We start from the raw sequence: 13829 nt of genomic DNA, 5'->3' as shown, positions 1-13829 counted from the left end.
TACCATGTCCAACATCCAGAACGGCCCCTTCATCGTGACCGGCGCGTCCGGACAACTTGGCCGGCAGGTGGTCGACCTGCTGGTTCAGGCAGGTGCCGGGCCGGTCATCGCGATCTCGCGCACTCCCGACAAGCTTGCCGATCTGGCGGGAAAAAGAGTCGAGGCGCGCGAGGGCGATTTCAACGACCCGGCTTCTCTTGAAGCAGCCTTCGCGGGCGGCAAGCGTCTCCTCATCATCTCCACCGACGATCTGGAGCCGGGCAAGCGGCTCGCAGCTCATTCCAATGCGATTGCTGCGGCCAAGACGGTAGGTATCGACCACATCGTCTATACCTCCTTCGCAGGCCCAGTCGCGGAAAGTCCAATCGGATTCGCTCAAGACCACGAAGGGACCGAGAAGCTGATCACGGAAAGTGGGGCGGATCATACGATCCTGCGCAACAATATGTACACCGACTTTCTGTTGATGGGCGGCCAGCAGAGCGTCGCCATGGGCACGCATTTCTCCGCCGCAGCAGATGGCAAGACCGGATATGTGACACGCGCGGATTGCGCCCGTGCCGCAGCCGCGGCGCTAATGAAAGCTACGGGAAGGGAGACCCTCGATATCACCGGGCCGGAGACGGTCAGCCAGGCCGAGGTCGCGGCGATCTTGTCCGAAATTGCGGGTAAGGAAATCCCCTATGTCGCCCTGCCCGCCGAGGATCTGGTGCAGGCGATGATCGCAAATGGACTGCCGGAGTTCATGGCGAGGGTCTTTGCCTCCTTCGACGAAGCAATCGCGCAGGGCTATCTCGATGTGGCCAGCGGCGATCTCGAATCGCTCACCGGCAAGCCCGGACAGTCGGTGGCCGATTTCCTGGCCGCTAACCGCGCGGCGCTTCTTCAGGCGCCGCAGGAACAATAATGCTGGAAAATGTCATGAGGCTTTACAACGCGAACTTCTCACCGAATGCGCTGCGTGTACGGGCGGTGGCGCACGAACTGGGCGTGGAACTCGAAATCGTCGAGGTCGACATCCGTGCCGGGGACAACCGCGCGGCGGAATTTCTTGCCCGCAATTCAAATGCAAAGGTGCCTGTTTTGGAGGACGGGAATTTCGTGCTCTGGGAGTCCCGGGCGATCTGTGCCTATCTGGCCGGGATCCGGCCCGAGGCAGGGCTCTATCCTGATGGCCTCAAGACGCGGGCCCTCGTCGATCAGTGGGCCTGGTGGCAAGCCATCCACCTAGGCCCGGCGATGCAGAAGTTGTCCTTTGAGCTGTTCCTCAAAGAGAAATTCGGCATGGGCGATCCTGATCCTACTGTGGTCGAAGCGGAACGGAAAGCCACCGATCAGTTCCTTGCCGTTCTGGAAACCGGACTCGACGATAAGGATTGGATTGCAGGCGCACTCAGCCTTGCCGACTTCTATCTGGCGACCACATTCATGTATCGCGACCAAGCGGGGATTTCGCTGGACGAATTCCCCAGAATCGCGGGCTGGATCGGCCGGCTTGAAGCGCGTGACAGCTGGCAGAAGGCCGTAGCACCGCTTCTTGCGCTCTTCGCCTGACATCGCGCTCGCCGCGATGATTGAACGATCTGCATCACGTCCGGCGATCGGCGCGCTATCAGATTTAGACATGAGCAGGAAGCGTCGCATGACAGAAATTAGCCGCAGACAGCCGCGACAACCAACCTGACAAGAGTTCCTCCGGAAGCAATGCGGCGGTTTTGGGATGTAGATGCTGTGTCTCATCCCGATCTTTAGAGTTTTCGCGCGGAGTGTATTCATCAGGTCCGATAACTCAGCATCCGTCGCGCCAATTGAGCACGTGCCGTTCGTCCAAGACAAAGACTGATCTCACGGCCTCCGCGAGCGGGATGCCGAGCACAGTGTAACCGTGCAGGACAGCTATGCGGGTGTCACTGTTCCCTTAATTCTTGGACGCTGATGTATGTGACCGTTCAGAACCGCGGGGTCATGCTGCCCTGAGCAAGGGTGGTGTAGGACTTATGAAGCTCGCAATGTTGCCCGCAATAGGCTGCTTCGGGGCTTCATATTTCGTTCGTTCACTCAAACCGCTGTCGTTCCCAGGAACAAGAAAAAACCAGACCGCCGGAGCGGTCTGGCCGTTGGCTTAGGCGGCGTCTTTGGGGCCCCAAGGGATGACAGCCTGCAGGGACAGATCGTCCTGGTTTGCGGCCTTGCCGAGGTTGGCGTTGAAGCCGTGGTCGCGGATGGTCAGCGTGTAGTAGTCGGCGCCGGTCTCCTTGTTCTGCTTCTTCCAGATGCCGCCGCACTCGACCAGCTTGCCGCGCGGGGAGCGGCCGAGGACGCGGTGCGTGGGGGCCATCGGGTTCGTGCTCGCGACGGGTTCGACCGTGATGTCGAGGTCGAAGGTCAGGGTCGAGATGGAGCCGACGCCCTTGGCGGTTTCGATGTCGGTGCTGGTGAATTTAATGCAGTTCGTGGTCATTGCTCTTCTCCTTGTTTGCATTGCAATGATGGTCACCTTGCAGCTGGCCAAGGCCCGGCCACACCGAAGGCGAAGCGTAGCGGAGAGGGGCAGGCGCCGGTCTTTTTGGCGCGCGAGGAATGACCCGTAGGGTCAGGGGAAAAAGATCGGCGACAACCTTTGTGGACGGGACGACAGCTGCGACCAGCATGTCATGCAGAGCAACACATCGGGAGAAGTGCGGTGGCCGCGAAGGACACCCAGGTGAACAGCCGATGAAACTGCCGGGGGCGGTGTCCTTTCTGCCCTCTCACCCCGAGCCGCAGCCGGACGGGTTCGCGCTTTGCCGAGCCTTGCCTAACGTGGCGCGACCGCTTGCCCGTGGTAAGTTGGTCGAGTGAGGTGCCATCTGGCTGAGCGATTTCAAGCAGACCGCCGTGGCATCTGCACCGGGCGCGGGTCATCCCGATTTCGGACCAACCCTCTTCGGCATCCCAATAGTTTGCGATTTTTTACATCGCGTCCAACACCGACCCTCTGCCAGCTTTGGCCAGAGCGATCCGGCGGTTGTCGAAACTCCTTTGCGGTCAATGATGGCAGAACAGCATGTCCGGCAAAGCGAGGACTAACACCGGCTGACACGGGAAAAACGAGACTATTGAAGCGACCCGCCCCGCCCCAGCGACCGTTACCGAATGGCCGAGATGAAGCGTTGCCACGACCATGCGACGGCTGGTCGGGCTGGCTCCGGAGGAGACGGCACGGCCAGCGGTACGTCGCAGGGAGAGGCAGCGTTTCAGCTCGGGGAGGGCGGCTGCATGCAGCCGACCGAGTAGGGCGCGGTCCTGACCAAAGGGCAGGATGATTTATGGACAACAAGCACCCACGAATTCCGTTCGCCGATTTGATGAAACTAACCCCGACTCGGAATGTAACAGATACGACCTTTGGCCTTCTTCAGCCATCCGAGTTGTCGTGCGCGTAGCTGCCATATCGCGTAGGACGCCCGTAATGCGGGCCAATGAGCCGAAAGGTCTCGATTGGCGACTCGTGATCGATGGTGTTCTCTGGAAGAGGCTATTCCGCACAGGCATCGGGAAGGATTCCTGCAACCGAGAGCAGTAGGAAGCTGCCATGAACCCGCTCATATTGCCACTGACCTACTCTCACCACGTTAATTAAACCCGCTTATCTTAGCCTACCCACTATTTAAGCGAAGCCCGTATTGCTTAAATAAAAGAGGGGCATCATAGTGAGCTATGACCGATTCAGACCCCAACCAACGCCTTGGCCGCTTTGTCGAAACCCCCGTTGCAGGAGAGACGGTCCGCGCCTTCGTACCACCTCCCCTGCCTCCAGTCCCAACAATCGACGTACTGGGGCTTCTCGACCGACTCAGCCTCGCGGAGCGCGCCTTAGGGCGGCTGGATGGCATCACGATGCTTCTGCCGCGCCAGGAACTGTTCCTCTATATGTATGTCCGCAAGGAGGCCGTACTTTCCTCACAGATCGAAGGAACGCAATCGACGCTGACAGACCTGCTGCGTTTCGAGACCGAAGCACAGGCGGGCCAGCCAATCGATGACATCCGCGAGGTCTCGAACTACGTCGATGCCATGATGTACGGGTTGGAGCGCCTCGAAGACTTGCCACTGTCCCTGAGGCTAATCCGCGAGATGCATGCGCGTTTGCTGCAAAGCGGACGTGGCGGCACCAAGGACCCCGGGGAGTTTAGGCGCTCCCAGAACTGGATCGGAGGGACACGTCCCGGTAATGCGCTGTACGTTCCACCCCCCGTCACGGAACTGGACAATTGCCTCGGCGCGTTTGAACGCTTCATGCACGACGACCAGTCCCGCCTTCCTGCTCTCATCAAGGCAGGACTGCTGCACGTCCAGTTTGAAACCATCCACCCTTTTCTCGACGGCAATGGCCGCATCGGCAGGTTGCTGGTAACATTGTACCTCTGCGTCAATGGGGTGCTGCAAAAGCCTCTCCTCTATCTGAGCTTGTTTCTTAAGACGCATCGCGCTGATTACTATCGCCTGCTCCAGGAGGTTCGTGAGCATGGTCAGTGGGAGGCTTGGCTTGACTTCTTCCTCGCTGGCGTGGCGGATACGGCAAACCAGGCATTTGATGCCGCCACGCGGATTGTTGACCTGTTTAAGGAGGATCGCGAGCGCATTTCAGCGCAAAGCGATCGCGCCGGTTCGTCACTGCGTATCCATGAACTGTTCCAGCAGCACCCCTTCCTGACCGCGAACCAACTGGTCGAGTACACCGGTCTGTCGGCTCCGACGGTGAACGCGGCCCTCGCCGACCTCCAACGCTTCGGAATTCTTGAGGAGATTACTGGGAGGAAGCGGGGGCGTGTTTTCAGCTATCGCGCCTATCTGACCATCCTCAGCGAGGGTACCGATCCGCTACCCACCACTGCCTAGAGAAAGGTGCGATGACAATTGCCATTCGACCATGAATGTCAATCGTGGCTGGGTTGCTCCCCTACAAGTTCGGGCAATGGCTCGGCGTGCCCATGACTCTCAAACTCGTTCCAATAGATCATGGCGAACTCTGCCACGGCTGGGCGTGGTCCATCGATGATGAGGACGCACTCGCCGAACAGGTTGCACGTATAGTTCTCGGCCAATATCGCCACGTCGCCAAGATCCTGAGCGGTGCGGGGGTGCCGGGACCTGCTGCCAATGCCGAGCAGGCGACTGCAGCGATCAAACAACTGACGTTGGCGGAGGGTGACGATCCTTGGCACCGTGATGGCTGGCTGTTCCAGGCGATATCGTGGATCGCCGCGCACCAGCAGCCTGCCGCTTCGCTCACCCGGATGCCTCATATTCGCAAGGCCGATGTCGCGTTTCCCTTAAATCTGAGACGAGACGCTTTCGGCATTGAGTTTTGCCTTTAATTGCGAGATTCGGCTGTCATGGGGCCTTTGCTTCTCGCGTGCCTTTGCGCGATGTGATCGACCGCGGCTAGCAATCGATGCTCCTTCTCGAAGGCGCGCAAGAGAGCAACCTTGGCAAAGTCGTCTATGGCGGAGCTGACGATGGCTGCCTTAGCCAAGGATGAGATCGCGCGGCGGCGATTGCGGCAAGGCACAACAGCCTCACTTCCGGTCTGTGGCTCTGAAGAGCGAACAAGGGCTCCCCGTGGAAGGTTTTGAGTGACATGGCAAAGGTGACTGCGCGCATTGCGCGCCGAAGTTGCCTGGGGCCTTGCGATCGCGCGGCGCATTCAAGCATCCCTGCCCCGCGGCGCGCTCGGTATATCAGTTTGTCGGATATTGGTTCGTCACCGGCTTTGCCGAGGGTCTGCACAAGTCTCGTCCCGCAAACCCGACAGTCGAATGCCCAGGCCCGCCTCCAATGCCTGAGCGAAAGGCCCTCTCGGGAGCATTGCAGACAATGCTGGAATGGCATCTGGGCCGTCAGCGATGCTTCTCGTGGCGTCATTGCCGGAAAGGTCAAAGATCGCACGACATCTGGGGCGACCCGTGCGGCATTGGCAATCTTCTCTGCCGCAGCCGCGTCGATGCTGAAGTCCAAGGCGGTGCCATGCGTGGTATCGATTTCGATATGAGCCAGCAGTTCCGCGTCATTACAGTAGTTGGCCGCAGCCAACCGAGACAACCAACCTGACAACAACTCGTCTGGAAGCGGTGCGACAGTCTTTGGCAGCGGTCGCAGCGTCACACGCCGGTCTTCTCGAGCCGCCGATGGGCGTTCGCATGGCGCGACCAAACCGGCGTCCATTTTGCGATTGCGTCATCGGTGATGCATTCCTCACCGGTGACAATGGCCTCGATGGAAAGATCCTTGACTAGGGCGAAAATGCGCGAGGTCACCCCACCGGTCAGTGCAAGTATCTGCTTGAGCGACTTGACCTTCAGATTGGATTTTTTGTTGAGGGGCATTGCCGCGATGAGTGTCTGGATCATATCCGAGAACTCGGCATCATCGCGCCAGTTTGGCAGGTGATGTTCGTCCAGCCGCCTGGCAAGTTGGATATCACCACGGATGGCATCGACAGCCTCGCTGACCCCGAGGCAGACCAGCGACACTTCGAGTTCATTGCTGAGATACCGCAGAACATTGAGAAAGCGTCGCTGTTCGCGGTGGGTCCCGGCCAAAAGGTTGTGAACCTCGTCGATCATGATCATCCGCAGGCCAAGGTCACGCAGTAGCGCGATGACACGGACTTCGAGGGAAGCCACATTTTGAGCGCGGGCGCTCAGTGCCGTCGCCGGGGCGCCAACGGCGGCCAGGATATGCAGGTAAAACCGCCGTTCATCAGGTGCGGGCGGCGCTTGCAACAGCAGAAGCGGTGTGCGGGTGATGCCTGATGCCGGATCGTATTCTGGTGCGTACTTGCGCGACAGGTTTCGGGCAATCATCGTCTTTCCAATCCCGGAGGCGCCATGCACAAGAAGCCCAGGCATACGGGTTTGTCGTGGCGCTTCGATCATGCCCTGCAAGCGGTCCAACACCTGTTCCGCCCGTGGAAAGCCGATCCAGATATCCGATTGAATGAGGGCGATCCGGCCGTCTTCTTCAGTTGTCCCTGCCCTCAATTCACCATCTCTCCACCTTGAACAATGGGCGCGATGTATCACCCGTATCGATCGCGCGCAGCCCTTCGGTTGACGAGACGGCCGAGTTGGCGCTCTCCAATGTCCCTTTTCTTTCACGGGATCGGCGTTCGGCCTTCGTCAGGCCCCGGCTTTCAGTCTCGATCTGGCGTTGCTGGCGGATCAGCTCAGCCAGAACCAGCTCATTGGACCCGGACTTGCCAAGGGCCCGAGCCCTCCTCATGGCTTCGCGATATTCCCAGAGTGGCACGGGCGGAATTTCCAGATTTCTGTACCGCGCCTCAACAAATCGGCCATCGTCCAGTTCGACCCAGATCATTGAGATATCACGAGGATCGTAGCGAACGACCACCTTTCCATCCCCGCGCCCGATGTGGCCTGCAAGGGCATCGGACCAGTACCGTATCTGGAACAGATGGATGCCGTCACGCCTGATCTTGCGCAGTTCGCTCGGCAGGAAACTCACCTGAAAGGCTTCGATATCAAATGGGATATCGCCCGTCATTTGTTCTGAGAGCGCCTCCCATTTGGCAACGGGCGTGCAGCCAAGACTTGAATGAATGCTGTTGTTGTAACGGCAGATTTCCAAAGCAAACCAACGATCGAATTCGCTCAACGTCATCGTGGCCATGCCTTCGGCATCATAGTCGCCCTTGGTCGTGACCGAGGATTGCGTTGTGCCCGGCAGGAGGTGAACCGCCCCCATCATCGTCCCGATCAAACGTTCGATGTGACCTCCGAAGTGAGGACTTCCCGGCGGTCGATAGACCAGATCGATCCCCCATTCCGCACAGGCCGACCGAAAGGCCCGCGACCGGAAATCGCGGCCATTGTCGACATGGACACTCTGCGGTTTGCCTTGTGCGGGCCAAGGAATATTGCACGCCAATTCCGTCAGAAGTTGCGCCTTGGGGGCAACCGCCTGTGTCAGGCAAAGCGCCACAGACAGACGCGAAGGAGCCTCAAGAGAAGTGTAGTATCCGGTTACCATCCGCGTTGCGATGTCGATCGACAGCGTGACCCAAGGCCGGCCAATTGCTTGGCGCTCAAAACTGTCGACAAGAATAATGTCTGCGGGCGTATGGTCGATTTGCACGATTTCCAGAGGATGATTTGCCTTGTTTTCACCCGTGACCGGCGCAAACTTCTGGCGGGCCGCCTTTGCGCCCTCTCGTGCCTTCGCAACTTTGCGGGCATTCATTGCATCCAGACGACGCTGAACCGTCCGCCGCGTCGGTGGCTGCAGGCCCTGTTGCCAGCACGCGCTGCGGATTTCTGTCACGACGCGCGACAGGCTCGAACGCTCCCGGCGCAAAAAATAACGGCGAAGGTGCTCTTCGATCACCGCTTCGACTTTGCTGGATATCAAGATCGTCCCGGTCGGGCGGCCCCGTTTCCGCGGCGTCAGAGCGCTGGTGCGCCCACCCTCTTCCGCCAACCGCTTTACCCAACGCCAGACCGTCGCCCTGCTGACACCAAGCTCCCAAACGGCGTCATTGATGCCACTTTCCAGACTGCCAGTCCCTTTGAGAAAGGCCTGAACAAGGGGACGCAGCACCGCGGCCCTGCGCGCTTCTTCAGCACCAACGGCAACGTAGTCTTCGCCATCATCATCCATCGATATTTGCCGCAAATGTCTGTGAACCCTGTCTCAGGTTTAAGAGCAAAAATATCGGAATTAAAGGCAAAATCTCATATTTAAGGGCAAAGCACAGCTGTTGATTTCGTTGGATTTCTCATCTCACAATTAAGGGCTACGCGACACCACCCTTTGGCGACATCGATGAACGTAAGCATTGGCGATAAGCGCTCCTCCCTCAATGAACCGAGAAGGTCCCTGTCGCTGGATCTGATCACAACGGTCTAGTCCTTGATCCGCCACATCCTGAATCGTCCTTGTTGCGTCACTTCTCGGATCAGGCCTCTCTCTTCCATCCAGGCGAGGTTCCTTTGAACCGCCGCGCGACTTGCGCCTGTTAATGCCTCCGCCATCGGGGCTGACACCAAAGGCCATTCTGTCAACGCCGAACGAAGAGCCGCCGGAGTTCGCCCCGAAAGCTGAGACATGACTCCTTCCGCCCGAGCACTCCATGTCTCGGCATCGTCTAGATGCCGCATCGCCGTTAGAATTGCGCTGTTCATCCCATCCAACCAGCGGGTCAAGCGTTCGGGTGGCAAGCCCGAGACACGCAGCCCCCCTGCCCCGCCCATAGCTAGCGGTGCGAAGATGGCGCCGCTTCCGTCGCTGGCCGCGATCCTGGACGCGGTGACGGCGGCTTCGATCTGGTCGCCGTGCTGTCCGAGGCCCGCCAGGCTCCAGAGATGAAAGCCCATGCAAGCCCGCGTGATTGGGTGGAGTTCGGCAGCGGCGGCCATTACGTCCAACCATCCGCCCGCGCGATCTTCGAAACGCTCAGCGCTGTCTTCAATGTTCTCGGGATCGCGGCGATCCAGGAAGGCGGCCAAATCAGCCTTTGGTCCGGGACCGCCTGTCAGGCGCCGAACAGCCCATCCAACTCTTGCAAGGGCATTTGGGTCATCCTGTGCGCCCGAGAGCCGCATCGATATCCAGAGCGCCAGACGATCAGAACTCACCCGATCCCCTGAGAACCAGCTGAGGTTCGCTGCCTCGATCAAAGCGAGGCGATGCCGCCAGCCTTCCGGGCCACGCAGCAGCCGATCATCCAGAGCTCCTAAGCGTCCAGCCACCTTTGCCAGTCGCGCAGCGTGAACGCCTTCTGCCTTTGCCCAGTCATCGATGACAGCAGTGTCTGGCGGTTCTGCCCGTGGCCCGGGAGGTAAATCATCTGGTTCTTCATCGAGTGGTCCCGGCAGAAACCAGAGATCCTCTTCGTGAGCTTCTTCATCCTCCTCGATGGTGATGAGGGGGTCATCGAAATTATCTGTCAAAGCGGATGCTTGGGGCTTCATATGTGCAAAATACTGTTCTTTTGCACATTACCCAAGTGATTTTGTGGCGGTTGCCTTTGCTCTTTATATAGTATGCGCGCGCGACTGCCGGTGGAACCTCTCAGATCGCGCTCAGCGCAAGGAAACCAAGGGTTTTTGGACGAGCACGACGAGAGAGCACTTACTTGCATTCGTTTACAAACGGTCGATTGTTCACGTGATCCGCATTTGTAAAGAGCCAGAGAAAGGGAAGCCCGGGTGCCGGGCTTGAAAGGATAGAGAGAGGCTCTTCCGGGTCCGGCATGACAAGGACCCTGATCATGGCCAAGACCACGACCCGATCGAAACCCGCCACCAAGAAAAAGACCGAAGGCACTGGACCGGCAACGCCCGACGGCGCCGCCGGCGTCCGGATGATCTCACTCGACCAGTTGGAGCCGAGCCCGCTCAACGTGCGCAAGGTTGCGGCAAGCGCCAGCGATGACGCCGAGCTCCTTGCCAGCATTCGTGAGACAGGCATCAAGCAGAACCTGGTGGTTCATGCTCTGTCTGAGACACGTTTTGCGGTCGATGCTGGCGGCCGCCGCCTCAAGGCGCTGAAGCAGCTCGCACAGGACGGCGTCATTCCCGTTGATCACCCGGTGCCCTGCCTCGTCGAAGATGAGCGCAATGCTGTCCTCACCTCCGCCACGGAAAACCTCCAGCGCGCGGCGATGCACCCGGCCGACCAGTTCGAGGCCTTTGAGGCGATGATCGGCGAGGGGCGCAGTGAAGACGAGATCGCCCTGAAGTTCGGCGTCTCGGTCGACCTGGTGCGCCGCCGGCTTAAGCTTGCCCGTGTCGCGCCGGAAATCATCGAGCAGTTCCGTGCCGGTGATCTGACCCTCGAATGCGTCATGGCCTTCACGTTGACCGACGACCATGATCGCCAGCTTGCGGTCTGGAACGCAGTGAAGGGCGGCTATCACATCCATCCACAGAGCATCAAACGCCAGCTGACCGAGACGGCGCATTCGGCGAACTCGGCCCTCGGGCGCTTTGTTGGCATCGAGGCCTATGAGGTGGCGGGCGGTATTCTGCTACGCGATCTCTTCGACGACCGTGCGAGTGCCCATATGGAAAACCCCGAACTCCTCGAGCGCCTCGCCATTGAGAAACTGCAGGCTGCGGCCAAACCCTTCGAGGCGGCGTGGAAATGGGTCGAAGTGCATCTCTCGGTGGACTACGGCGCGTTTCGCAGTTTCGGGCGGGTCTATCCACAGGATATCGACCCCGATCCGGACCTGCTCGCCGAGGAAGAGCGTCTGATTGCGCGCGAGGAAGAACTGGCGGCGCAGAATGACGGCGAGGACTGGACCGACGCTGAAACCGAAGAGTACTACGCCATCGAGCCGCGCCTGCGCGAGATCGAAGCCCTGCAGCGCGAACGGCAACCTTACGCGGACGAAGATCGTGCTATCGCTGGCGTGGTTCTGACCATCGGTCATGACGGGGCGTTGCGCGTCGAGAAGGGTCTGGTGCGGCCCGAGGATATTCCAGCCGCGCCCGAGCCCGGCGAGACCACCGCAGATGCGGATGGCGCCCCCTCCCCTGCCCGTCCGCAGGTGACGCCGCCAACCTCCTCGACGCCGGTGCCGAACTCCGACCCTGCCGCCACGCTGCGCAAGGCGGACGGGATTTCAGCAAGCCTCGCCGACGATCTGCGGGCAACCCGTCAGCACATCCTGCGGGCGCATCTGGCGGCGGATTTCGAGGTAGCGTTCGACGCGATGCTCTATGCGCTCTGCGAACAGGCTCTGGGGCGGTCCTACAATAACGAGGCGCTCGACATCTCGGTCCGTCCTTTCCAGGCGCAAAACCGCGAGGTGCTGCACACGGACACCGTCGCCCAGAAGATGCTCGAGGCGCTGAAACAGGACCTCGCCACGGACTGGATGAAGCTGGAGAAACCCGAGGACTTCCAGGCCATGTCGGCGCTGCCCATTGCCGACAAGCAGGCGCTTTTCGCCTGGGCGACGGGTCTGGCGGTTAAGCCGCAGCTCTCCTCCGACAATCGCCCTTCCGCGATCATCGAGGAGATCGGCGCGCGGCTTGACGTCGATGTGGCGGCCTGCTGGCGCCCGACTGCGCAGAATTACTGGGGTCGGGTCAACAAGAGCCATGCGGTGGCGACGGCCCGTAAGCTGATCGGCGACGACTACGCTGAAGATCGCAATCGCGAGCGCAAGGGCGATCTCGCTGCGGCCATGGAGCGGGCTTTTGCGGAAACCGCTGGCGAGACGGAAGGTTTTGACGCCGCCACGGTCGCAAAGACGACGCGCTGGTTGCCTGACGGGATGGTGTTTGTCGGTGCGACGGAGGCCGACGCCAGAAGGACTGGCGATGCGCCAGAGGCCGAGGAAGGTGACGTGCCCGCCGCAGACGCGCTGGCCGAGGCGGAGAGTGATGAACCATCGTCCTTGCCAGCTTTCCTCAGCGGGGATGCGGCCTGACGAAGCAAACACCGATCTGATTGCCACATGAGCTCTGGGCCGTCCTCACATCGAGGGCGGCCCTTTCCGGCTGGCGGGTTGCCTACAGCCGATATCGGATCGGCTGGCCCGTCCCGGAGATATCCCATGACCACTACACTCGACCTCGACCCCGTCCAGGAAGCCGCACGCATCGCCACCCAGAATGACGCGTTTCGCCGCTCTATCCTCGGCACTACCCCGGTCGCCGATGCCCCGCAGGGCCAGTTCGTGATGACACGCGGCGTCGCGGCGCTTGGGATCAATGCGCAACTGGAATTGACCCGACGTGTCGCCGCCTTCGACGGGTTCAATGCCGACAGTGATCCGCAGGGATGGCACGAGATGGGCGTCATCGACCTCGATGGTACAACCGTCTGGTTCAAACTCGACCTGTATGACGTCGACTACACGTACGGCTCGCCCGAGCCCTCTGATCCCGCGCAGACGCGTCGCGTGCTGACCTTGCTTCTGCCGTCGGAATACTGACGACCCCGCTCCTTCAACACCGCCCCGGACCGCCTTTGCACAAAGGGCGGTCCTTTCGCGCTGCCGGGTTTTGAAGGGGCGCGATACCCGCGTCCCGCCCGCCGCAGGAGACCAGACATGGCCAAGACACTCGAGTATCAGATCTCCCTCTATCCCGCGCATCGCGATGGCGCATTTGTCGTCACCCAGTTCCAAATGCTGGGGAGCTACCCCGAAAAGCGCATCCAGGCCGCTGGCATGGATGACCTGATCGACAAGGTGACGCAGTTCGCAATGGAGCACGGCGAAAGCTGTAGCGCTTCAGTGCGTTGTCTCGCCCCGCGCAAACCTCCGGGGTTCAAGCGCGCGACTGAGAACCTCTATTTCAACCTGGTTGACCGGACGGCTTAAAACCGCGGTGACGCTGCGGCCTGAAGCCCCCCCAAAGGAAACTCCCGGGCGGCCTGGCTGAGCGGGCGCCCTCCCCTTCCTTCAATTCCAAAGGACCAAAGACATGACACAAGCGACTGATTTCTACGCGCAGAAGCTCGAATCCCAGAGACGTGCTGCCGAGCAGCGGGCCGAGACCCGTGCGGCGCTTCTCTCCGAGCTGCGCGCCCTCGGCGTGACCAGCATCGAGGTGCAATACGAAGGCTACGGAGATTCCGGCAACGTTGAGGATGTCGTGGTGACGCCTGATGCGATCACCCTGACGGAGGAGTTGCGACGCCGGGTCGAAGACTTCGGCTGGGATTTTGCCTACGCACTAAGCCCCGGCTTCGAGAACAACGAAGGCGGCTATGGCGAACTGACCTGGGTGCTCGAGGTCGATAAGATCGATGTCAGCCACTCGAACCGCTATGTCGAGACCAACACCACCGAACACGAGGGGCTCTGA

General features: G+C 60.2%; 13 protein-coding genes. 8 read left to right on the top strand and 5 right to left on the bottom strand.

The genetic code is table 11. From position 1 onward, the window contains the following. The first annotated feature begins 34 nt into the window (after window positions 1-34). Together FIU94_RS17790 and FIU94_RS17785 are read left to right on the top strand one after the other, a co-directional pair. The gene (locus FIU94_RS17790) at window positions 35-907 is read left to right on the top strand and encodes an NAD(P)H-binding protein (RefSeq protein ID WP_254702673.1); all 873 of its coding nucleotides are present in this window, start codon (window positions 35-37) and stop codon (window positions 905-907) included. Continuing rightward, window positions 907-1554 carry a glutathione S-transferase family protein gene (locus FIU94_RS17785; protein WP_051372683.1) on the top strand — a complete coding sequence of 216 codons (648 nt, stop codon included), beginning with the start codon at window positions 907-909 and terminating at the stop codon, window positions 1552-1554. Before FIU94_RS17790 ends, FIU94_RS17785 begins: the two co-directional genes overlap by 1 nt. A gap of 568 nt (window positions 1555-2122) precedes the next feature. Here FIU94_RS17785 and FIU94_RS17780 read toward each other — a convergent pair. Then, a complete protein-coding gene (locus FIU94_RS17780) occupies window positions 2123-2461 on the bottom strand; it encodes a DUF736 family protein (RefSeq protein WP_065331505.1) in 339 nt (112 codons plus the stop codon). Window positions 2462-3699: 1238 nt separating this feature from the next. Here FIU94_RS17780 and FIU94_RS17770 point away from each other — a divergent pair. Then, a complete protein-coding gene (locus tag FIU94_RS17770) occupies window positions 3700-4881 on the top strand; it encodes a Fic family protein (protein WP_152467152.1) in 1182 nt (393 codons plus the stop codon). A 44-nt stretch (window positions 4882-4925) separates the two neighbouring features. Next, the gene (locus FIU94_RS17765; RefSeq protein ID WP_254702672.1) at window positions 4926-5360 is read left to right on the top strand and encodes a hypothetical protein; all 435 of its coding nucleotides are present in this window, start codon (window positions 4926-4928) and stop codon (window positions 5358-5360) included. A 124-nt stretch (window positions 5361-5484) separates the two neighbouring features. On the opposite strand, the gene FIU94_RS17760 is transcribed toward FIU94_RS17765, so the two are convergent. The 4 genes from FIU94_RS17760 to FIU94_RS17745 form a co-directional block, all read right to left on the bottom strand. Next, entirely contained in the window at window positions 5485-6207 is a 723-nt protein-coding gene (locus FIU94_RS17760) for a TniQ family protein (RefSeq protein ID WP_254702667.1), read from the bottom strand. After that, a complete protein-coding gene (locus FIU94_RS17755) occupies window positions 6144-6941 on the bottom strand; it encodes a TniB family NTP-binding protein (RefSeq protein WP_254702679.1) in 798 nt (265 codons plus the stop codon). The genes FIU94_RS17760 and FIU94_RS17755 overlap by 64 nt, the downstream gene beginning before the upstream one ends. Window positions 6942-7026: 85 nt before the next feature. After that, entirely contained in the window at window positions 7027-8661 is a 1635-nt protein-coding gene (locus FIU94_RS17750) for a Mu transposase C-terminal domain-containing protein (RefSeq protein ID WP_152467153.1), read from the bottom strand. 245 nt (window positions 8662-8906) lie between these two features. After that, entirely contained in the window at window positions 8907-9974 is a 1068-nt protein-coding gene (locus tag FIU94_RS17745; protein ID WP_152467179.1) for a hypothetical protein, read from the bottom strand. Window positions 9975-10273: 299 nt separating this feature from the next. On the opposite strand from FIU94_RS17745, the gene FIU94_RS17740 reads away from it, so the two are divergent. The 4 genes from FIU94_RS17740 to FIU94_RS17725 all read left to right on the top strand — a co-directional run bounded on the left by FIU94_RS17740 (window position 10274) and on the right by FIU94_RS17725 (window position 13829). Further along, window positions 10274-12445 carry a ParB/RepB/Spo0J family partition protein gene (locus tag FIU94_RS17740; protein WP_152467178.1) on the top strand — a complete coding sequence of 724 codons (2172 nt, stop codon included), beginning with the start codon at window positions 10274-10276 and terminating at the stop codon, window positions 12443-12445. A 126-nt stretch (window positions 12446-12571) separates the two neighbouring features. Further along, entirely contained in the window at window positions 12572-12952 is a 381-nt protein-coding gene (locus tag FIU94_RS17735) for a DUF3768 domain-containing protein (protein ID WP_071974427.1), read from the top strand. A 117-nt stretch (window positions 12953-13069) separates the two neighbouring features. Next, window positions 13070-13342 (top strand): hypothetical protein, encoded by a 273-nt coding sequence (locus tag FIU94_RS17730; protein WP_152467177.1) that lies wholly within the window; start codon window positions 13070-13072, stop codon window positions 13340-13342. A gap of 103 nt (window positions 13343-13445) precedes the next feature. Further along, a complete protein-coding gene (locus tag FIU94_RS17725) occupies window positions 13446-13829 on the top strand; it encodes a DUF6878 family protein (protein ID WP_027246194.1) in 384 nt (127 codons plus the stop codon).

This window comes from Sulfitobacter sp. THAF37, assembly GCF_009363555.1.
Classification (GTDB): Bacteria; Pseudomonadota; Alphaproteobacteria; order Rhodobacterales; family Rhodobacteraceae; genus Sulfitobacter.
The sequence above is the reverse complement of the archived record's forward strand: the minus strand, read 5'-3'. Positions and strand labels throughout refer to the sequence as shown.

Coding starts and splice junctions, on each gene's coding strand:
- FIU94_RS17740 (WP_152467178.1), top strand. CDS start 10,274: ATGGCCAAGACCACGACCCGATCGAAACCCGCCACCAAGAAAAAGACC.
- FIU94_RS17780 (WP_065331505.1), bottom strand. CDS start 2,461: ATGACCACGAACTGCATTAAATTCACCAGCACCGACATCGAAACCGCC.
- FIU94_RS17725 (WP_027246194.1), top strand. CDS start 13,446: ATGACACAAGCGACTGATTTCTACGCGCAGAAGCTCGAATCCCAGAGA.
- FIU94_RS17730 (WP_152467177.1), top strand. CDS start 13,070: ATGGCCAAGACACTCGAGTATCAGATCTCCCTCTATCCCGCGCATCGC.
- FIU94_RS17735 (WP_071974427.1), top strand. CDS start 12,572: ATGACCACTACACTCGACCTCGACCCCGTCCAGGAAGCCGCACGCATC.
- FIU94_RS17745 (WP_152467179.1), bottom strand. CDS start 9,974: ATGAAGCCCCAAGCATCCGCTTTGACAGATAATTTCGATGACCCCCTC.
- FIU94_RS17750 (WP_152467153.1), bottom strand. CDS start 8,661: ATGGATGATGATGGCGAAGACTACGTTGCCGTTGGTGCTGAAGAAGCG.
- FIU94_RS17770 (WP_152467152.1), top strand. CDS start 3,700: ATGACCGATTCAGACCCCAACCAACGCCTTGGCCGCTTTGTCGAAACC.
- FIU94_RS17760 (WP_254702667.1), bottom strand. CDS start 6,207: ATGGACGCCGGTTTGGTCGCGCCATGCGAACGCCCATCGGCGGCTCGA.
- FIU94_RS17785 (WP_051372683.1), top strand. CDS start 907: ATGCTGGAAAATGTCATGAGGCTTTACAACGCGAACTTCTCACCGAAT.